Annotated in this window: 21 protein-coding genes; all 21 read right to left on the reverse strand. The window is 35.7% G+C overall.

The annotated features are described in order from the left end of the window. Nucleotides 1-30: 30 nt before the first annotated feature. Complete coding sequence (locus tag MHB70_RS13870) at nt 31-2,184, reverse strand: peptidoglycan D,D-transpeptidase FtsI family protein (RefSeq protein WP_061530673.1); 2,154 nt, start codon at nt 2,182-2,184, stop codon at nt 31-33. A gap of 373 nt (nt 2,185-2,557) precedes the next feature. Then, entirely contained in the window at nt 2,558-3,283 is a 726-nt protein-coding gene (locus tag MHB70_RS13875; RefSeq protein WP_001159151.1) for an NAD-dependent protein deacylase, read from the reverse strand. A 75-nt stretch (nt 3,284-3,358) separates the two neighbouring features. Continuing rightward, nucleotides 3,359-4,006 carry a pyroglutamyl-peptidase I gene (gene pcp / locus MHB70_RS13880; protein WP_000859721.1) on the reverse strand — a complete coding sequence of 216 codons (648 nt, stop codon included), beginning with the start codon at nt 4,004-4,006 and terminating at the stop codon, nt 3,359-3,361. 15 nt (nt 4,007-4,021) lie between these two features. Continuing rightward, complete coding sequence (locus MHB70_RS13885) at nt 4,022-4,984, reverse strand: DUF979 domain-containing protein (RefSeq protein ID WP_001021657.1); 963 nt, start codon at nt 4,982-4,984, stop codon at nt 4,022-4,024. 1 nt (nt 4,985) lies between these two features. Next, nucleotides 4,986-5,681: a DUF969 domain-containing protein gene (locus MHB70_RS13890; protein ID WP_000593386.1), complete on the reverse strand. Its 696-nt coding sequence runs from the start codon at nt 5,679-5,681 to the stop codon at nt 4,986-4,988. A 22-nt stretch (nt 5,682-5,703) separates the two neighbouring features. Continuing rightward, the gene (gene pxpA / locus MHB70_RS13895) at nt 5,704-6,465 is read right to left on the reverse strand and encodes a 5-oxoprolinase subunit PxpA (RefSeq protein WP_000207306.1); all 762 of its coding nucleotides are present in this window, start codon (nt 6,463-6,465) and stop codon (nt 5,704-5,706) included. Between the two features lie 18 nt (nt 6,466-6,483). Next, the gene (locus tag MHB70_RS13900; protein WP_000382263.1) at nt 6,484-7,473 is read right to left on the reverse strand and encodes a 5-oxoprolinase subunit C family protein; all 990 of its coding nucleotides are present in this window, start codon (nt 7,471-7,473) and stop codon (nt 6,484-6,486) included. Beyond that, the gene (pxpB, locus tag MHB70_RS13905; RefSeq protein ID WP_000672291.1) at nt 7,464-8,177 is read right to left on the reverse strand and encodes a 5-oxoprolinase subunit PxpB; all 714 of its coding nucleotides are present in this window, start codon (nt 8,175-8,177) and stop codon (nt 7,464-7,466) included. The genes MHB70_RS13900 and pxpB overlap by 10 nt, the downstream gene beginning before the upstream one ends. Before the next feature lie 14 nt (nt 8,178-8,191). Next, nucleotides 8,192-8,944 (reverse strand): IclR family transcriptional regulator, encoded by a 753-nt coding sequence (locus MHB70_RS13910; protein WP_000026373.1) that lies wholly within the window; start codon nt 8,942-8,944, stop codon nt 8,192-8,194. 444 nt (nt 8,945-9,388) lie between these two features. Continuing rightward, the gene (locus MHB70_RS13915) at nt 9,389-10,222 is read right to left on the reverse strand and encodes a DNA alkylation repair protein (protein WP_000628824.1); all 834 of its coding nucleotides are present in this window, start codon (nt 10,220-10,222) and stop codon (nt 9,389-9,391) included. A 153-nt stretch (nt 10,223-10,375) separates the two neighbouring features. Beyond that, complete coding sequence (lepB, locus tag MHB70_RS13920; protein WP_000662506.1) at nt 10,376-10,927, reverse strand: signal peptidase I; 552 nt, start codon at nt 10,925-10,927, stop codon at nt 10,376-10,378. Between the two features lie 23 nt (nt 10,928-10,950). Further along, the gene (locus MHB70_RS13925; RefSeq protein WP_000895104.1) at nt 10,951-11,628 is read right to left on the reverse strand and encodes a copper homeostasis protein CutC; all 678 of its coding nucleotides are present in this window, start codon (nt 11,626-11,628) and stop codon (nt 10,951-10,953) included. A 741-nt stretch (nt 11,629-12,369) separates the two neighbouring features. Further along, nucleotides 12,370-12,825: a VOC family protein gene (locus tag MHB70_RS13930; RefSeq protein WP_000414361.1), complete on the reverse strand. Its 456-nt coding sequence runs from the start codon at nt 12,823-12,825 to the stop codon at nt 12,370-12,372. Between the two features lie 316 nt (nt 12,826-13,141). Further along, complete coding sequence (locus MHB70_RS13935) at nt 13,142-14,290, reverse strand: acyl-CoA dehydrogenase family protein (protein WP_001218351.1); 1,149 nt, start codon at nt 14,288-14,290, stop codon at nt 13,142-13,144. Between the two features lie 238 nt (nt 14,291-14,528). Next, on the reverse strand, nt 14,529-15,161 hold the full coding sequence (locus MHB70_RS13940) for a YdcF family protein (protein ID WP_000662220.1): 633 nt from the start codon (nt 15,159-15,161) through the stop codon (nt 14,529-14,531). Nucleotides 15,162-15,486: 325 nt separating this feature from the next. After that, nucleotides 15,487-16,074: a GNAT family N-acetyltransferase gene (locus MHB70_RS13945; protein ID WP_000402592.1), complete on the reverse strand. Its 588-nt coding sequence runs from the start codon at nt 16,072-16,074 to the stop codon at nt 15,487-15,489. Between the two features lie 112 nt (nt 16,075-16,186). Further along, entirely contained in the window at nt 16,187-17,515 is a 1,329-nt protein-coding gene (locus MHB70_RS13950) for a YjiH family protein (RefSeq protein ID WP_001289430.1), read from the reverse strand. A gap of 171 nt (nt 17,516-17,686) precedes the next feature. After that, entirely contained in the window at nt 17,687-18,814 is a 1,128-nt protein-coding gene (locus MHB70_RS13955; RefSeq protein ID WP_000088547.1) for an alpha/beta hydrolase, read from the reverse strand. Nucleotides 18,815-18,956: 142 nt separating this feature from the next. Then, nucleotides 18,957-19,817, reverse strand: a complete 861-nt coding sequence (locus MHB70_RS13960) for an AraC family transcriptional regulator (RefSeq protein WP_000868380.1) — start codon at nt 19,815-19,817, stop codon at nt 18,957-18,959. A 75-nt stretch (nt 19,818-19,892) separates the two neighbouring features. Beyond that, nucleotides 19,893-20,774, reverse strand: a complete 882-nt coding sequence (locus MHB70_RS13965) for an aminoglycoside phosphotransferase family protein (protein ID WP_001068238.1) — start codon at nt 20,772-20,774, stop codon at nt 19,893-19,895. Next, nucleotides 20,775-21,290, reverse strand: a complete 516-nt coding sequence (locus MHB70_RS13970; RefSeq protein WP_000440855.1) for a GNAT family N-acetyltransferase — start codon at nt 21,288-21,290, stop codon at nt 20,775-20,777. It abuts the gene before it with no gap. Between the last annotated feature and the right edge of the window lie 4 nt (nt 21,291-21,294).

Below are 21,294 nucleotides of genomic sequence, written 5' to 3' on the forward strand. Positions count from 1 at the left end.
ACAATATATTCCTGTGCAGTGATATTATTTTTACTGGGCCTTGTTCGGCTGTTCTACCGGGACTGAATTTGCATTTGATCTTTTCGCTTTCAAGTCAAAATACGCATCCAAAATTTCTTTACCAATCGCGGAATTAACCCCTGATTTATCATTATTCACCCATGGTACAACAACTGAAAAAGCTACTTCCGGATCAGCATCATATGGCGCATAGCCGGCAAGAGTTAAATTATAACATTTTTTTCGGTTATAGTTCTCATCTCTTCCAATATCACTTTCTCCACCATATACCGTCTCAGCTGTTCCTGTTTTTCCAGCTGGTTTATACGGTAAGCCTTTAAACGTTCCTGTACCTGTTCCGTCAGCTTCTTGAAAAACTCTTCTAAACCCTTCTTTTACATGATTAATGTATGACGTGTCCATATCCACTCGATTTAAAACAACCGGTTCAATTGATCGAATAACTTTTCCGACATCCTCTGGGCGGTTTGGCTGCTCTCTAATTTCTTGCACAATTTGTGGTTTCATTCGGTAACCGCCATTTGCAATTGTTGAAATATATTGAGCAAGCTGTAGCGGTGTATATGTATCATATTGTCCAATTGCATAATCAAGTAAAAAGCCTGGTATATTATCAGTTCTACCCATTTGACCAATTGATTCATTTGGCAAGTCAATACCAGTCGATACACCTAAACCAAATTGTCTAAAATAGTAACGCATTTTATTAAATGTCTCTTGTTTAATATCTAACGGATTGTTTGGCACATAATTAATCCCCGCCATTTTTAATACTGTATTAAACATATAAACGTTCGACGAAACTTGTAAAGCTCTTAAATCATCAATATCACCAAAATCTTTCCATGATTTTTTCGGCTTAGTACTTCCTTTAAAGTACATTGGCGCATCAAAGAAATGCGTAAACGGTTTAATCGCTTCTGCTTGGTATCCAGATAATAAAGTAGCCCCTTTCACAGTTGATCCTAACTCATAGGAACTTGTCATCGTCCCTAATGCGTAGTCTTCTATTTGCATCACGCCATCTTTATTTACAATTTTCTTTCCTGCCATTGATAAAATTTGACCGTTTTTCGGATTCATCATTACAACGAAAGCACGATCCATCATCGGTTCTGAAGAATGAAACGCTCGTAAATTTTTTTCAAGACTTTCCTCTACCTTTTTTTGCAAATCCATATCAACCGTTAACATTAAGTTATTTCCACTTTTTCCTTCAGTCACTTTTTCAGTCCGAATAATATTCCCTGCTTTATCTGTAATATTTCTAGATTGTTCTTTCATTCCATGTAATGCATCTTCGTATTGCTTTTCGATGTAACTCTTACCAATACGATCATTTCGGTTGTAATCACGAACTAAATAATACTCTAATTGTTCTCTTGGCAATCCCACATTTTCATTAGAAACGCTACCAAGTATAGAACGAAGGATTTTATCATTTGGATATTCACGTTCCCAATCTACTGTCGTATCTACCCCCGGCAAGCTTGCTAATCTTTCACTAACGATTGCATATTCATTTTGACTTACATCTTTTTTAACGATTTGCGGCGTCATTTTATATCCCGTATTCATTTTACTTTTAATTGCTAATACTTCTAAATCATCTTTTGAAAGCTCCTTTAATTCTTCTTGTGTAATTCTCTCCCGACGCAACTCTTCTACTTTTTTATCTAATTCTTTCCCTTCTATTTCCTGCTTCCTAAATTTACTCTCATCTGCTTTCGTTACTTTTTCTGCAGCCCTTTTTTCATTTAACTGCATCCAAAAATCTTTTTTATCTGTCTCTGTTAACTTATCCATATCCTCTTGCGACATTTCAATTAGCCCTGCTAACTCTCTCGCTACTTTTAAAACTTCTTTCGAGTCTACTCCTTTCATTTTCGTATATGTAACGGTTCGTAGCGGTTTGTTATTTACAATCACTTTGCCTTCTCGATCAAACATTTTCCCTCTAGGAACAGGCGTGCTCACCGTCACATCTTCCTTTTTATTCACTTCATTTCGATACGTTTCTCCATCAATGATTTGCACTTTACCTAGTTGAATAATAATAGCTGAAAATAAAAGAAAGACGATAAAAAATAGTACATTTAACCGAAATGGAATATGAGTCTTTTTCTTTTTCGGCTGTTTCTTTTTTTCCTTGTTCTGTCTCATTTCGCTCCCTCGCTTCATTCTATTAACTTCTACGCATAAATTGAAACTTTAAACAGAGTGGTTCTCTGTTTATTAGCCCACAGCAATCGGGCTTTTACAAGCAGGTAATCTTCCCTTCCACCTAACTTCTTCGCCTGTGCCGAATTTTTCAGATGGGAGTCTTACTGCTCGCAAATAACGGGATAACTCATTATGTATCAAATTTATTTATATGATATATATAGAATTTTATATTAGTTACAAAAGAAAGAAAAGATTTAATTTTCAGTTTTCGGATTTTACATCCTATTTATTACCATTCCCCTTACAATACAATATCATGAATACAAAAAACTGAGGTAGATACATTGCACCTCAGTTTTTTTACGATAACTTATTTATTTGAAGATAACCCTTCAACAAATTCACCAATCTTTTGTCGAAAAACAAAATCAAAGTTATATTCCTGCCCTGTTAACTCTTCATTTACTAAAATGGTTGTTGCTCCAATTTCCCTCTTTGCAATTTCCGGGAAAGATGCGACAGGCTGTACTTTTAATGACGTTCCCATAACAAGAAACACATCTGTTTCATATAAACGTGTAATCGCATTTTGATATTGCGGCAGTGTATCTCCGTATAAAACAACATCTGGATTTAAAATGAAATTACACTTCTCGCAGCGCGGTACTTCATGATCAATCATATATTGTAAATCATAACCCGTTTTACACTTCGGACAATGTGCTGTTTGAAGTGTTCCGTGTAAATCAATGACATGTTTACTACCACCTAATTGATGTAAACCGTCGATATTTTGCGTTAAAATTGTTATATCTTTTCCTTGTTCTTCTAGCTCAGCTAAAAAGCGATGTCCACGATTAGCTTTATATTGATGAAACGTATTAATTTGAAATATTTCTTTATAATGCTTCCAAAACTCTTTCGGACTTCTGTTATAGTACCCTCTCGATAAGTACATCTCCACATTCACATCAGCATACAACCCATTTGCTGAACGGAAATCTGGGATGCCACTTTCTGTACTGGCTCCTGCGCCTGTTAATACAGTAATTTTCTTCGCTTTTTCTAAAATTGAACGAACTTCTTCAAATTGCACAAAAATCACCTCTATGTATATTCCTATACTTATTATACCAGTTGTTTACAGGAGGTGTTGTACATTTCACTTTACTTAATGCGTCGCGCCCCCAATTTCTACAATATCTACCTCTACTTCCGTCGTTACTTCGATTGCCAACTCTACCCCTTTACTAATAGTAGAAAGTGACATACTCGGTTGCCCTGGGTAGCTACTCGCTTGTTCTGGTAAGAACGGAATGTGAATGAATCCGCCTTTTATTTTCATATCATGTTTTTCTAGTTCATACATAAGTCCATAGAATAAGTGATTACAAACGAATGTACCTGCCGTTTGTGAAACAGATGACGGTATGCCTTCTTCGCGAAGTTTTTTTACGATTGCTTTCATTGGGAGCGTGGACCAATAGGCAGCAGGTCCTTCCTCAACAACCGGTACATCCACCGGCTGATTCCCTTCATTGTCAGCAATTCTTGCATCATCAATATTAATTGCGACACGCTCTATCGTAATATCTGGTCTACCCCCAGCTTGTCCGATACATATAATCATTTCCGGCGACAGTTCTTCTATATATTCTTTTAAAACTTTTATTGATTTATGAAATACAGTTGGAACTTGTTTACTTATAATCTTGTACTCTCCGATTGTTTTTTCATGTAAGCTTTTTGCGACTTCCCAAGCTGGATTGATACTTTCTCCGCCGAACGGATCGAACCCTGTTAATAATACTGTTTTCATCGTTTTCCCTCCTAATTAGAAACGATATACTAAGCCGTACATAATAAACATATTTATGATAAAGATAGAAAGCGCGATGGGTACTTGCGCTTTAATAACAGCATTTTTATCTTTTAACTCTAAAAGCATTGCTGGAACGATATTAAAGTTTGCTGCCATTGGCGTAAGCAGTGTTCCGCAATATCCAGCAAACATGCCGAGTGCGGCCATAATCGCTGGATTCCCGCCGTGCATTTGAACAATTAAAGGTAATCCGATTCCGCCAGTGATTACTGCAAACGCTGCGAATGCATTCCCCATTACAACTGTGAAAAGCATCATTCCTAAACAGTACGCCATAACAGCAACGAATGGATATTCTGTCGGTAACACTTTTCCAACTAAATCAGAAACGACTTGTCCAACACCAGACTTCGCAAAAATGCCGCCAAGTGCTGCTAACATTTGTGGTAAAATAACTGCCCAACCAACAGCTTGTAATAATCTACTTCCTTCTTGAACAGGCGTCGTTATTTTCGATTTTGTAATACGCATCGCCGCAACGAATGCGAGTAATGCTCCTAACGCTAATGCAACTAACGTTACTTTATCTGGATCTACAAGGGATACATTTCCCCATTTGATTTTCCCTAACGTTAACGTACCGATAATTGTAAAAATAGGAATTAAAAGTGCAGGCATGAAAATTTTATTTTTTAATTTCTCAGCATGTTTCACACGTTCTTGTACAGGTACTTCTTTCTCCTCGGATTTTGTTACTTTATTCAATGAAGCTAACACGACCATAGCGAGCACGATACACCCAACGTAAAACGAAGGTATTACATTTCCGAATAAAAATGTAACTGCGAATAATGCCCAAAATAAGCTAGAACCGAATCGGTTTGGATGTTCACGATCGAATGCGATACGCACAGCGATAAAGGCAACGATTATACCTAATACATAATAAATTGTATCCATAGTTATGATGTTCATCTTATATAGCCTCCTTCTCTTGTTTTCCTTCTGCCTTCATTGTTTTCGCTATATATTTATCAAACCTTCTGAATCTAATCCAACTTACGATTAGTGCGGATATTGCTGTTGGAATACCCCAAAGCGCCATATCCCATACTCCGACATGCATACCTACTGAATCGAAGAATCCTTTCATTAATAAAATCGCACCAGTTGCGATAAAAATATCTTCTCCGAAAAACCAAGCTGTATTTTCTGCAGCAGCTGCGTTTGCTTTAATCTTTTCTCTTAATTTTTCCGGAAGTTTACCGTATTTACCTTGTGCCGCTCCTTCTGCCATTGGTGCAACGAGCGGTCTTACTGTTTGCGCATGACCACCAATATTCAGCCCTAGTGCCGCTGATGATTCTCTTATTGTAAAATATGACATTAATACTCTTCCAGTTGTTGCCCCTTTTGATTTCGTTATAAGTGCTTCTGCTCTTTCTTTTAAACCATAACGCTCTAAAATTCCGATTACAGGTAAAGTTAGTATAATAGGCATAGACATATATCTATTTTCTATAAAAAATTTACCGAACATGCTGATGACGTCATAAAAACTTAATCCTGAAACCATACCAGTAACAATTCCTGCAACCATTACTACTAATAGTGTATTTAACCTAAATAGAAAGCCAACTGCAACAAGTAGTATCCCAATTAATTTAATCATTTCCAGCACTTCCTCTCATTTTTTATTTCGGTGCACATATAGAAACACCATTAAGTTCGAATGTTCTGTATATTCTCTCCGCAAATTGTACCGCTTTCTCTCCATCGCCATGCAAACAAATTGTTTGCGCCTGAACTGTTACTTTCTCTCCATTCACCGTTTCTACATATCCTTCTTTTACCATTTGAAGCACTTGTTTTATCGCTTCGCCTTCATCTGTTATAAGTGCATTTTTTTCTGTACGACTTGTTAATGTCCCATCTTGCTTATACGTACGATCAGCAAAAACTTCTTGCATGAATGTTACTTTATATTTTTCTGCAGCTTGTATAAACGCCTCGCTATTTGCTAATCCGTAAAGTAATAGATCCGGGTTCATATGAGAAATTGCCTTTACGATTGCATCTGCAATTACTGGGTCAGTTGCCGCCATATTATATAGGGCACCGTGCGGTTTCACATGATGCATCTTCGCCCCTGCCGCTTTCACAAACCCGTCTAATGCACCAATTTGATATAAAACGTAATCATATACTTCACTTGCTGAAACATTCATGTTTCTTCTTCCAAATCCAATTAAATCAGGAAATCCAGGATGCGCCCCTATTGCTACGTTATGTTTCAAAGCTTTTTCAACTGTTTGACGCATAACGAACGGATCACCCGCATGAAAACCACAAGCAACATTTATAGAGGAAACGAACGGAAGAATCTCATCATCATTCCCCATTTTATAAGCTCCAAAACTTTCTCCTAAATCACAATTCAAATCGATTGTCGTCACGATATTTCCCTCCTACTCTCAGCTTCGTAAAGCGATGAACTTCTTTAATAGTTTCACATTTTCTTCCTGCTCTATGTACAATCGCTCCGCTTCTTCTATAGAAACTTTTTCAAAAGTTACATAGTCCCCTGGTTTCAGCTGGGCAAGCAGAGGTAAATCGACTGAAATGACATTTCCGATTCTCGGATAGCCACCTGTCGTTTGCCTATCTGCCATTAATATAATAGGCTGCCCACCATTTGGAACTTGAATGGTTCCAAATGTAACAGGACTTGATAGAATTTCTTGTTCTATTTCTCTATTTAAAACTTCCCCATCAAACCTATATCCCATGCGATCAGCATAATTGGACACTTTATACTCTTTCATAAAAAATGACTCTTTACTTTTTTCTGTAAACTGATTATATTCAAAATCTGTTATGACGCGAAGCGTAGGATGCTTCTTATATTTTGGTAAGACGTTATTTCGAATTGCCCATTTTGTTTTTATTCGCTCTTCCTTTTGTAAGTTCTGAATGAAACGACTCGCCATTTCTGCGTGCGTACCAATTTGAAAATAGTCACCCTTTTTGAGCATCCTTCCTTCAATCCCGCCAATAGCAGCTCGCATATATGTACTTTTACTTCCCATTGTATGATCAATATGAATACCACCAGCAAATGTTACATATGCTCTGCACCCACGTTTCGCTTTTCCAAAACAAAGCATGCTGCCTTCTTCTGCTAAAATAGGACGCCATAACGGAATTCGTTCTCCATTCAATAACGGTTCCAAATCCGCTCCGCCAATCGCGAGCAAAGTCGTTTTCTTTAGTAACAATTTAGGTCCCATTATCGTCATTTCTAAACCTGCTTCATTTTCTTCATTACCGACTAACATATTGATTAGCCTAAGTGCATTTTTATCCATCGCACCGCCAACTGGTACACCATACTGTTGATAATGAAATCGTCCTAAATCTTGGACTGTTGTAAGCATCCCCGCATGTAAAACCTCTACATCCATTCTTTAGCCCCCTCTAGCGATAAGTATTCTTCCTTTGTTACCGGGATAAAACGTAAATACATACCACTTTGAATATAGGTAGGTGATTCTTCTCTTGGATTAAATAATGAAATCGGTGTTCGGCCGATAATATTCCATCCACCCGGTGTTTCAAGCGGATAAATACCTGTTTGCTTTCCACCAATCCCTACCGAACCAGGAGCAATTTGTAACCGTGGTGTTTCTTTTCTAGGTGTTTCTAATTGTTTTGATAGTCCCCCTAAATATGGGAATCCTGGTGTGAAACCTAACATATACACAAAATATGTTGTTTCGCTATGTATACGAATAACATCCTCTACTTGCAAACCTTGATAATGTGCGACCTCTTCTAAATCCGGCCCATATTCGCCTCCGTAGCAAACTGGTATAGAAATATGTTTCACTTTCTGGTTCACTTCTTCTTTATATGAATCACACAGCTCCTGTATATATTGGCAAACGTAATCATATGACCTTTCACCTCTCTCATTTTGCATCCATACTTCGTACAAATTATAGTAAATTGCTAATGAAGTAAACGATGGCACACATTCAACCATTCCTGTAAATGGATGTTGTTTCAACGCTTGAAATAATCGCTGCACTTTTCCGTATATATCCATCCTAATTTCTTCACCAAACGTAACAATAATTGCTTGATCCCCTAACGCAGAAAATTTCATCCCATTCCCTCTTTCTATGCCAAAAAGCCGAGTTCTTTCGAAATGCGGTATGCTGTTTCTTTCACTTTCGCAGTAAAATATGAAATGTTACTTTCGCCATACTCAATTGCTAAACCTGAAACACTAATACCTGCTACAACCGTTCCATCATTCGCAAAAATCGGAGCTGCTATAGCTGCTGTATGATTTTCTAATTCAGAATAACTAATTGTGTAACCTTCCTTTTTCGCTAGTTGTAATACTTCTAGCAAATGTTCCTTATTCACAATTGTTCCATCCGCAAACTGTTTTAAATCGGTTTCCTCTATATACTTCCTTTTCTCTTCCTCAGAAAAATAAGATAGTAAAATTCTCGGACATGCCCCCGCATAAAGAGGTGCTCTTCTTCCAACCGCTGTATAAACACGTACCGGCTGAACTCCTTCCATCTTTTCAACGTAAATTGCATCATTACCATCTTGAATAATTAAATTAACTGCCTGCCCTAAACTATCTCTAAGCTCTTTCATATATGGAATCGCAATATTTCTTACTGATAATCTTTGTGAAACAAGTTGCCCAAACCTTAAAAAAACGACTCCAAGACAATATTTCCCCTTCTCATTTTTTTGTAAAAGCTCCATTTCTTCTAGCGAACCGATTAAACGATAAACAGATGTTTTTGGCATATTTGTAAGCTGAACCATCTCTGTTAAACTTAACTCTTCATGCTCATAAAATAACTCTAAAATATCCATTGTCTTCACTGCCGTTTTATTTATACTCATCCTATCTCCTTTTTGTTCCGAATTTCGGAACTTTAATTCCATTTTTCGAAACAAAGATATAATTTAAAATTATAAAATATTCTTTCAATTCTATCAATATTTTTTTCACGTACATAATCCGATATATTTTGTCCGCTATTAAAAAAACACAAATAATAAGTGATTTATATAAAATAAAAGGCTCTTGAATGATTGACAAAACTTTAACACTTGAAGAACGAACTATTAGAATAAAAGTTACAATAAAAAAGTACGGAAGTTTAGATTTGAAATAAAATTTGATCACTTTTCATTAATAACACTGCTATAAAAGAAAATATAAAGAGCATGTTTGAATCAATTTTTGATCAAAACATGCTCTTCTCATTGTTATTCACAGTATTCTTTTTTAACTTGATTGATTGATTGTTCCTTCGTTCAACTAACAAGTCTATTAGGTACATATTACTTATTTTTCAAAATCGTTCTTTTAGCTTTTTTAATAATTCTACTAGTTGATTTTATATCAGTATCCTTTTCCCATTCTTCACACAGGTTCATTACCCAATCCGGTTTCGTTTTACTTGTATCATTTAACCAGTTTCCAACCGAATCTTGGACATATTTTGATGGATCTGATTTAAGTAAATTAAGAATAGGAAGTGCTTTTTCAGGTTCTTGTTTTAATATTTCAATATGTTTACTCCATACACCTCGAGGACGAATAGATTCTACAGAGAACCTACGAATATTCTCATCTTCACTTTTTGCCCATTCTACTAACAACTCCACACTTTTTTCTATATTCTGTGAAAGATCTTCTCTAATAGACATCCAAGCAATTTCTCGAACACCAAAATGATGATCCGCTGCAAAAGGTCGAATGTACGTTAATGTATCTTTTAATGTGTTATTTGATTTTTTATTCATAAACGCTGCCCAACATCGTACACTATCTGAAATATGATTAGATAATTTTAACAATACATCTTCCTTGTTTCCTTCATTCTCTTTGAGTATAATTTCATCCAATAAAGTTCCTGTTATTCGTATGACTTTCATTCCTGTTTCCACGTTCTGTTTTTCTAATTCAGCTACTATGCTTTCCAAACTATTCTTGAGTCCTATTGAAGGTAAGACATTTTTGAGTAGTTCAATATGATTTATAGCTAGCCATTCTGTTAGATTAATACTTTCTAATTTCCCTTGCTGTAGTAATTGTAAGACCTCTTTAGGAATTTCGTTTACTTTCCTGGCTCCTTTCCTGTTTAAGATAACTTCTGCTTCTTTCGTTATCATTTAAATTCCCTCCTTGCAACACTATTTTCAAATAAACAGAGGTCATTTTGAAAAATAATAATCAAAATGACCTCTGTCTTTCTTAAATGAACATTCAGTTTTACAAAAAATGTGATTTAAATCCACAAGAAGAACATTTCTCCCATACTTGCTTTATAACGCTCTTACTTGTTTCAATGGCCAGAAAACAGCTTGTCCTTTTCCAACAATTTCATCTTCTGAAATAAAGCCAAACATGCGACCGTCCTTAGAAACTTCACGATTATCTCCTAAAACAAATACTTGGCCTTCTGGCACTTTCGTTTTCCCTGTGATTTGTTCTAATGTAAAGTCTGGAGTTAATACACGGCCAGCTGCTTTTTCTTTAAACTCTTTTAAATACGGTTCTTCCATCGCTTTTCCGTTTACGTATAAAACATCGTTTTTATACTCAACTGTATCACCTGGTAAACCAATTACTCGTTTTACTAAGTCGTACCCTTCTTTTCCGTGGAAGACGATAACATCGAAGCGATCTAATCCACTTATACTATAACCAATCTTATTCACGAGAACGCGCTCATTATTTTCTAACGTTGGCATCATCGATTCACCTTGCACTAAAGAAGGTGTAAATAAAACACCGCGAATAATTACAATTAGTACAAGGGTAAACCCTATTGTTTTAACCCAAGAGAATAATTCTTTCTTCGTATTTTCCTTCATCGTTTCTCCTCTTTCTTATGCACTTATTTTATTATTTCAACTAATTCTCGCACTAAACTTCGATCAATTTCAGAAAAACATGATTTACCTTCTCTTACCGCTGTACCGACATGAGCTTGCGAAATTCCAGTTTCATCTAATAACTGCTTTATATTTTCTTTCGTTACACCACTTCCAGCTACAAGTTGAATTTGACCATCGCTTACCTTTTGCATATCTTTAAGCACTGGAATATTATCTACTATATTTCCTTGTCCACCTGAAGTTAACACGTGAGTCACTTTATGGAATTCCTTTAAAGTTCTCATCGCTTCTACTAGGTTTTCTATATCATCTATCGCACGGTGATACGTTACATTTATTCCATCTACAACAGATAACAAATCTGCTAGCTTCTCTTTATCAACTTCTTTTTGTTCGTTTAATACGCCTAATACAACGCCTGCTGCACCTAACTTCTGCGCAACGCTAATGTCTTCTTTCATCATTTCAATTTCTTCTTCCGTATATGTAAAAGACTTCGCATGCGGACGAATCATAACGTGAATCGGTATATTTACTGCTTCTACCGCTTTTTTAATAAATGCATAACTCGGCGTTAATCCACCTTCTGTATAAGATGAAATTAATTCAATCCGCTTCCCACCCGCGCTTTCAATTCGTTTCACATCTTCTAAACATGTTGCAATAACCTCTAGCATGAGATAACCTCTTTTCGTGCTTTTTTCTTATTATACATTAGTAAAAATAAGAAACCTAGCTTTCTCCTATAAAACTATAAAAAGAAGAATGAAAAGAAAGATTTTTTCAATTGATAACACTTATTTGTAATGTGCTATTTTTCATGAACAATACTACTAAAAAGAGAAAAAGATATACATCTTACAAAAGAACATTCCATTATCTCTCGTTCAGATGTATTTTTTAGAATTGAGTTCTTCGAAGCTATTCAAGGGATGCTGCCCATTGCTATCAAGCTAATATTTTGGAGCATCCTCAAAACAAAAAATTGTACATCCTCATCTGGAGATGTCAATTTTCTCGCTTTGGAGTAGTTGCTCTTCTTAGTTTGATGAGCATAGGGTAGCTCAGGAAAATACGAATTTACAACGGTAAAGAAATTCCAAAATTAAAAGCCAAATTTCTCAATATTAAAATTAAGGAAATTGGCTTTTTTGTCGCTCTGGAGAAGAGCCCTTTTATTGAATAATAAATTTCTTCAAATTGAGAAGAATTAGCATATAACGTTTTCACAGAGATGTTGCCTGAATCTCTTCCCTGCTTCTTCCCCGGCGACCAAGTGGTTCGGAGAGTCCTTTCGCTTGCATGTTATGTTATATGACGTACCCTACTTCTTAAAGTTACTTTCACACTACTATTCTGTTTCAATTTTCACTTCAGTAATATATTTCAGTAAAGTTTTTTTATAAAACGTCACTTTCTTATTTGTTACCGAGTTGTTCCGCCAAACCGATTAGAAGCCCTTCGGTTCCACGAATGTAACAGAGTCGATACGAGTCCTCGTACTGAACCACTTCGCCAACGAGCTGAGCACCACACTTAGTCGTGAGTCTGTATACCATTTCGTCAATGTCTTCAACAGTGAACATGACGCGTAAATAACCAAGGGCGTTTACAGGAGCAGTCCGGTGATCTGATATAGTAGGTGGGGTGAGAAATCGCGAAAGTTCAATTCGGCTGTGGCCATCTGGCGTAACCATCATAGCAATCTCTACGCACTGGGAGCCCAGTCCGGTTACGCGACCAGCCCATTCACCTTCGACAGTAGCTCGCCCTTCGAGTTTCAAGCCAATCTCCTCGAAGAAAGAGATTGCGTCATCAAGAGATTCTACAACGATACTGACATTGTCCATTCTTAGTAATTTGTTCTTTTCCATAGTTTTATCTCCTTATGTGTAAACATTTATTATCTAATCATCTTCATAAATTATTCTATTAAAAGTTACAAATTCCTTCCCAACAAAAAACACCTTATCACCGTTTACATCCAAACTGGCATTACAATAAATATTTTTCATCTAGGAACATTCATCAAATCATGATAATCATTTATATGAAAACACTACATTTCAAACTAGGATGGCAAACAAATAAAAAGCACGTGTTCGATTACTAATCAAACACGTGCTTTCAAAACAACTATATTGTCCATAAACAATAACATTTAAATTCATAAGCTCTATTCCTAAAACATCACGACCGAAATGCTACATCCGCCAGTATAGACAATGTTGCATCATCCATCGGCGGATTGTGTAAACCCGCTCTGACATTTAAGTAATAACGATGAAGTGGATTTTTTTCTGATAAACTTTTTGCCCCTACGATACGCATTGCTTTATCTACTATAGATATCGCCGCATTTGTTACTGCGTATTTCACTGCCGCTAGTTCTGCTTGTAGTGATAGTTTATCTTCTGCCTCATCGTACTTTTTCGCAATTTGATATAAAAAGACGCGAGCTTGCATAAGCTCAAGCTCTATTTCTCCAACTAATCTTCTAACACTCGGTAATAAACTAATAGAATGGTTTAAACTATTTGGCTTGTATGATTCCGCAAACTGAACTGCATAATTTCTTGCTGATTGTGCGATTCCTAAATAACATGCTGGTATATGTAGCAACCAGCCAATACCCTTTTGTTTCACTTTCCCGCCCAATACATTCGTAAAGAAGCGGTTTTCTATCTCCACATTTTGTAAGACAAGGTCGTGGCTAGCAGTTCCTCGCATCGCAACGCTATCCCATGTTTCTTCAATTGATACACCGAGCGTATTTCTTGGAATGACAAACTCACCAACTTCTTCTCGGCCTTCCATACTTGCTGAAATAATAAAATAATCAAGTACTGGTGCCATCGTTGTAAAAGTTTTCCTTCCATTTATAATCCACTTCTCGCCTTGTTGCACCGCGATTGTTTCTGGTTTACCACCACGCGTCGGACTTCCTGTTTTCGGTTCTGTTGCTGCCCGATTAAAGAGTGCACCATTACGCACTTCTTCGCAAAACCATTTGAACATTCCATCATTCCAAGAGCGATTTTCAGCTAGCTCTTTTACAATACCGATATGCCATCCAATCGATAATGCAGTAGCTCCACAGCCTTCTGCAATTTTCCCTTGAAATAAAACGAAGTCATATAAAGAAATCGCACTACCACCAAATTCCTTCGGTAACGTTATTTTCGTATATCCGATATCTTTTAAATTATTAATATTTTCATACGGAAATGATCCTAATTCACTTAATTGATGCTCCCTTTCCATGAACTTCGGAATCAATTTATTTATTTGTTCAATAATGAAAGATTGTTCTTCTGTTTCAACAAATGAGAGTGCCATACTATAATCTCCTTTATCCCGCTATTTGCGGGCAGTAAAACTCCCACCTCAAAATTCAGGTGGAGCAAAGAAGTTCAGTGGGAGTCGGGCTGCCCGTAAATGCTCGATTCATAAACCGTTCATTTTGTCATTATGATTATATGAAGCTACCTCTCTATTGTTTCACTATTCCGATAAAAATACAATGTTTTTGGATTATAAGAAAAATACCTATAGAAAAACAGGTCCTTTTCTTATATTAATCCCCCTTCAATGCCTTTAGCGGCAAAGAGGTTACATATCCGATATACGAGAATAATTCTTTAAAAAAGAATGGAATTTCTGTATCTAACGTTTTATATGCTGATGTTGGAGTCGGTGAAGCATATGCCTCAATGTTAATATGTTTTGCGATTCTCATTGCGCGTTTCATATGAAGTGGATCACTTACAATCGTGTATGAGTGTATTCCGTTCTCTATTCCAACTTCCTTCGCATTCTTTAAATTTTCTTCAGTGAAAAGGGATTTTGTTTCAATTAAAATATCCTCCTCTTTTACACCTTGTTTCAATGCATATACTCTAGCAGTGCGAGCTTCCTCAAGCTCGGCTTCAAACTTTGTACCACCTGTAAAAATAATTTTCTTAATGTTTCCGTTTTTATATAGAGAAATCGCGTGATTAATTCTTTCCTTAAATACAGGAGATGGTTTTCCGTTCCATGAAGCTGCTCCTAGCACGATACCAGCATCTGTCTTCACATCATCATCCGTTTTAAAGCGATAACTCCAAATATCGTAAGCTGCATAGCTCACATACAAAATAGCAGAACAAATCATTAATAAAAACACTTGAAAGATTCGTCTTTTTTTACTCTTCTTATTTTCTTTCATTTGTAATTGCCTCCGTACATCATCCATACTTCTATAAAAAAACATTTATATCAAATCGTTTTGTTTGAGTTTGTTTAAAAGAAGGTATTTTACTTATTATATATAAAAGGGTTTTCATTTAAAATTGAGGATTATCAATTCATTTTTCATTTGCGGTTTTCATTACAATTTTAATTCATTAGTTTATTACCATACAACTACATTGTAACGAATTTTTTCTCAGAAGGGAATGATGAAACAAAAGTAAATTAAATAAGTTAGTGTTTTGTAAGAAAAAAAGGTATATTATTCGCAAATTACGATCATATACCTTACAAAATACGAATTATAGCTTTTCTTTGTATAACTCTAATTTTTCTAACAATTCTCCTTTCACGCCTGACCATTCACTCGCAATAATACTGTACACAACTGCATCTCTCACATGACCGCTCGGCAATCTTCTTTCATTTCTTAGCACACCTTCTTTTACCGCGCCTAACCTTTCAATTGCTCGTTGTGCTTTTTCATTTCTTACATCCGTCTTAATTTGCACTCGTAGCATATGCAGTTTTTCAAAAGCATACTGGAGAAGCATATACTTACATTCTGTATTTATACTCGTACGTTGCACAATTGGATGGTACCACGTCTGCCCTAACTCCACTGTTTTATCTTCTACTGAAATATTATATAAACGTGTACTCCCTACAATCTTGTTCGTCTGTTGATCCACTACAGCGCAAGGGATTTGTGTACCCTTTCCATAACTCTTTATCGCTTTTTGAACATATTGCTGCATATCTTGAACAGTTTCCATTTTAGAGATTAAATACGCCCAAATTTGCCTATTTCCTTCTACAATCGAAAACAAAGTTTCGACATCACCACTATCCATTAACCGTAACTTCGCTCTTTCGTGAATGATTTCCATTTGTAAGCCCCCTTCTTTTGTTACTATAACATATGAATAAATATCTCAAAATTTATATATAATGATTTTAACAACAAAAATCCTCGCTCACATAGAAAGCGAGGGTTTCCTATTAAAGCACCAAATAAGCAATCGGCGTAATAATAAGCAACGTTAATATCGTTCTCTGCACGTACAAAATAATAAGTTCAGATACTTTTAACGGAATATCTGTCGATAATATACAAGGGATTGAAGCGGAGAAAAACAAAATAGATGATACCGAAATAACCGCAATGACAAACTTTGTCACGAGCGGCGCACTTACAACTAATAATGATGGTAAAAACATTTCTGCAATACCAACTGATACCGCTTTAGCAGCTAAGTCTGCTTCTGGTAATTGTAAAACCCATGTAAATGGATAAAAAATATAACTGATCCAATCAAATATTGGCGTGAACTTCGCTAAGACGATACCAATTAACCCTACTGACATAATAGATGGTAAAATTCCCATCGTCATAATAAAACCGTCTTTTAAGTTCACTGCAATATTTTTCATAATGCTCGGTGCAGATCTTGATACTTCTAATGCATCTTCCCAAGCACGTTCTAACATTTTTTCCTTATAAACGGGCTCTGGGAACCCTTCTTTCGTAATATATGTATCGGGCTTTCTACTAAGAGGTGGGATTCTTACGGTGATAGCAGTCACGATGAATGTTACTACAAGTGTAGTCCAAAAATAAACATTCCATAAATGCATAATGTCTAATGTTTTTGCGATGATGATCATAAATGTTGCGGATACTGTAGAAAATCCTGTAGCGATAATGGCTGCTTCTTTTGTCGTATACTTTCCTTCTTTATATACGCGGTTCGTAATTAATAAGGCTAGTGAATAACTTCCAACGAAGGAAGCAACCGCATCAATTGCCGATCGTCCCGGCGTATTCCATAAAGGTCTCATAATCGGACGGCAAAATGTACCGATAAATTCAAGCAACCCATATCCGACTAATAACGCTAAAAACGCCGAACCAATCGGAACGAGTAAACTTACCGATATAACTAGTTTCTCATACAAAAACGGCCCAACATCTGGTGCAAAAAACCAAGCTGGTCCCACTTTAAAACAATATAATACGCCAAAAACAACACCAACTACTTTTAAAATAGAAAAACAAATGTCTACGATAGATGCATTCCATTTCTTCGTATAAAATGGATAAATCGCACCAATCACCATAACAAACAATGCATAATAAGGTACTACGCCCGGAACTGAAGTACGGATCCACGATACGATATGATCAATCATAATAGAAGAAGCTCCATTTATCGTAACAGGTACGAAAAACATAAACACCCCAACGAGACTAGCGAGTATAAACCGAAGAATCATACTCCTCTCTCTTCCTGTCTTAATTACATTACTTTTTAATTCAATTTCACTCAAAATCCGACACCTCCTATTATCTAAATATTCTGTATAATATAGTTTTATTCCTTCTTTTGATCTTGAATATTTAATCATATAAAAAAGCCTAATTTGAAACATTTAGATCAAATTAGGCTTTTTATATACTTTTTAGATATTCTCACTTAAAGCACAAAGTAGAGTTTAAAATCATTGCTCGAAGTAGGAGTCTTTCTTACTATTCTTCAATATAAAACTCCCCATCTCAATCGCTAAATCTTCACTTTGAGGATAGACACCTACATTATCTCCATACGCGTGCCCTAAACCACGATAGAGAATCGTTTCAGTATCCACTCCTTGTTTCTTCAATTTAGCTGCATACGCTAAACATTCAATCATTAAAAAATCATGTTCTCCTACCGTAATAAATGTACTTGGATAATCTGAAGATACATCAACGTATGGACTTAAATACTTCGAATGAATGTCTTCCGTACCAAGTATTTCTGCCATCCCTCCGACCATTGCATGCATCATATTAAGCATTTTTTCTAATCCTTTTTTATATTTCGGAGCAATCTCATATTTATCTATACTCCAAGAATAAAACTCGTCTTCATAGTCACACATGTTAAGTGTAGGGTACAGAAGTAATTGCCCTTTAACGAAGTTTCTACCATCTTCCATATCTCTCGTTGTACAATACTGTGCTAAGTTCCCTCCAGCACTATCACCCGCAACAAAAATATTATTCTTATCACCGCCGAATGCTTCAGCATTCTCATAAATCCATTTTAAAGTAGTGTAACAATCTGTATGTCCATTTGGAAAAGGATGTTCTGGAGCTAATCGATAATCTACAGAAAAGGCTAGTATATCTGTTTTTTCTACTATTAATTTCACAAGTTCTTCTACCACATCTGGTGATCCTGCCATGAATCCGCCACCATGAATAAAATATAAAATTGGCGCGTTTTCTTGTTTTGAAATACTATTATAAATCCTTATCGGAATGTCATATCCATCTTCCGCTTTAACCGTTTCATTCGTAATATTTATATCTTTCGTTACGATTGGAACGCTTTTAATACCATTAAACTGCTTTCTCATATTCTTTACCGATTTTTCAGAAGCGTCCATTTTCATCATATTTTTAGGCATAAACCTCATTATATTCATTTGAACCTTCATATCTTTATAAAGACGTGGATCCATTGCTCCCTTTTCATCGCAATCTGGTATGTTTTTCACTATTACTTCTGCGCCTTGTACATTGATGGTTTCTTGTTTTTCTTGAATCTTTTCTAATAAATCTAAGCTATATTTTCTAGACATTCACTATTCCCCCATCTCTTTTTTAACGCTTTCATTTTCCGAATAATTATATAACCGTATACATTTCCATTTACTAAATAAAAATACGTTCCATGTACAAAATGTAACATGGAACGTATTTTTATTGTTGTTCATATTTGATTCAATTATTGTCATTTTTTGATATGATATTTTTTCTATACTGTAATGGTGTATCCCCATATTTCCCTTTAAACTGCGAAATGAATGACTTCACATTGGGAAATCCATGTTTCACTGCTATATCTTGTATAGAATTCGTACTGCTAATAATATCTTCATACGCTTTATGAAGCCTGTATCTCGTTAAAAAAGAGATGAAATTTGATCCGAAAGATTTTTTGAACATCCGAGAAAAATGTTCCTCACTTACAAAAAAGTGTTTCGCTACATCTTTCATTTTAAGCTTTTCATCATAATGTTCATACATATATGTAATTATCTCTTTTTGTTTATTTCCAAATTGAAAATCATTATCTTCTTTTTTTCTATCTTTACAGTGGCGCAATAGAATATAAACAATCTCATAAATTAAACTATTCATTTTTATATAACTTAACTCATCAAAATTTGTGACTAACTCCTTTAATTCATAAAATATTTGTTGGAGCTTTTCTTTCTGCACAAATGATGCTTGTAGAGTAAATCTATATTTATCAAAATCAGCATTTAGCTCTTTAAGAAATTCATACGAAACTATTAACATCATTACTGCACAACTTGCATTCTCAACTTTTTCAAATTCGTGCACATCTCCACTGTTTACAAAAATAAACTCGCCAGCTGATACTTTCTTTTTTTGCCCATTTACATACAAAAAAACGTCTCCATATATTACTAAACTAATTTCAATACTTCTATGCCAGTGTGGAGGGATATAGTAGTGAAAATCAGCCGGAAGTCTTGTGCTATCTATATATTCAACCATACCTGGAATTCTATCACGCAATTTTATTTCTTCATATTTCCCTTGCCTGACTTTCAATTATGTTCCCTCCTTTTTATTGCATAGTAAACGTCAAATAACTTCAATCAAAACTTGTGCTACACATTACTATTTTCATCTCATTTTATAATCATCCACAATCACTTGGATTACACGATATGCTTCCTCAGCTACTTTTTCATTACTATTTCTATTCGCATCATATGTAATTAACGCCTTCCAAAGCGCCCATCCTCTCGCTCTATCCCACGTTTCCTCATCCATCCTCAACACTTCTTTAAATACATTTCTACTATTTTCATCAAAAAATGTCCATGCCATCGCCGCGTCACACGACGGATCACCTACTCCTAGTATACCAAAATCAATTACGGCACAAAGCTTTCCATCTTTAACGAGTAAATTCCCTGGCGCAACATCTCCATGAATCCAAACTGGTGTGCGTTCCCATTTTGATCGGAGCGCTAAATCCCAAAGGTGCTTTAACAATGACTCATCAAAAGCGTCTTTATTGTTTTCAATAGCTACTCTCGCTTCTTCATCGTATACAGATATAAACCCGCCTCGGTAAAAGTTATGCGCTCCAGCTATTGGTCCGTTACTAGAATCAATGGATTGCAATTCTAGTAGAAATGATCCTAAGTCCGCTGCGAATTCATGTAAGTCACGAACATTTTCTTTCTTAACTGTCTCTCCCTCTATCCACTTATTAATAGACCATGGCCACGGATACTCTTCAGACGAATGCCCTTTTGCAATTGGTGCAGAAATTGGTAAAGAAAGTTCCTTATTTAATATAGGAAGCCACTTGTTTTCTTTCTCTACTTGCGGTGCATATGCTGCATCACTTGGTAATCTAACACTCATCTGATCTCCTAAGTGAAACGTTCTATTATCATGCCCACTAAACTTTACAGGTTTCACTTCTAAATGTGCCCATTCAGGAAACTGTTTCTGTATTAACTTCTTAACTAAACTTACGTTAATTGGATTCATTTATTTGCTCCTTTTCTTTTGAAACTTACTAAGCCCATCCGTACTGCCCACATACTCAAAATCATTTTTCTTATAAAAATCATTCAACGTACGATTATGTCCCACACAATCTAACTTCAAGTACTCTTTATCACACTGTACATTTTCTTCTACCCACTGCAAAATCGATTCTCCTATTCCATTCCCCTTATACTTCCGTCTCACCGCAAATCTATGAATATATACTGAATCCGAAACTTCCTCTTTACCAAAAATATGTTCATCCCATTCATTTTGTTTAGGAGATGCTGTAATCGTACCAACAATTTCATCTTCTTTCATAACAATATACGTATATTTATTTCTTATACATTCTAATATTTCAGCTGTAGCCTCTCCTCCTAACAGATACTGCCATTGATCTACTTCTTTATGTTGTAACCACTCTGCTACTTCTCTTAATAGAGTAATAATAGTATCGCTCTCCTCTTCAGTAGCAGTTCGTATTGTATATTCTTTAACTGTATTTCTCTCCATATTG

This window comes from Bacillus sp. FSL M7-1020 (assembly GCF_038050415.1).
Classification (GTDB): Bacteria; Bacillota; Bacilli; order Bacillales; family Bacillaceae_G; genus Bacillus_A; species Bacillus_A toyonensis.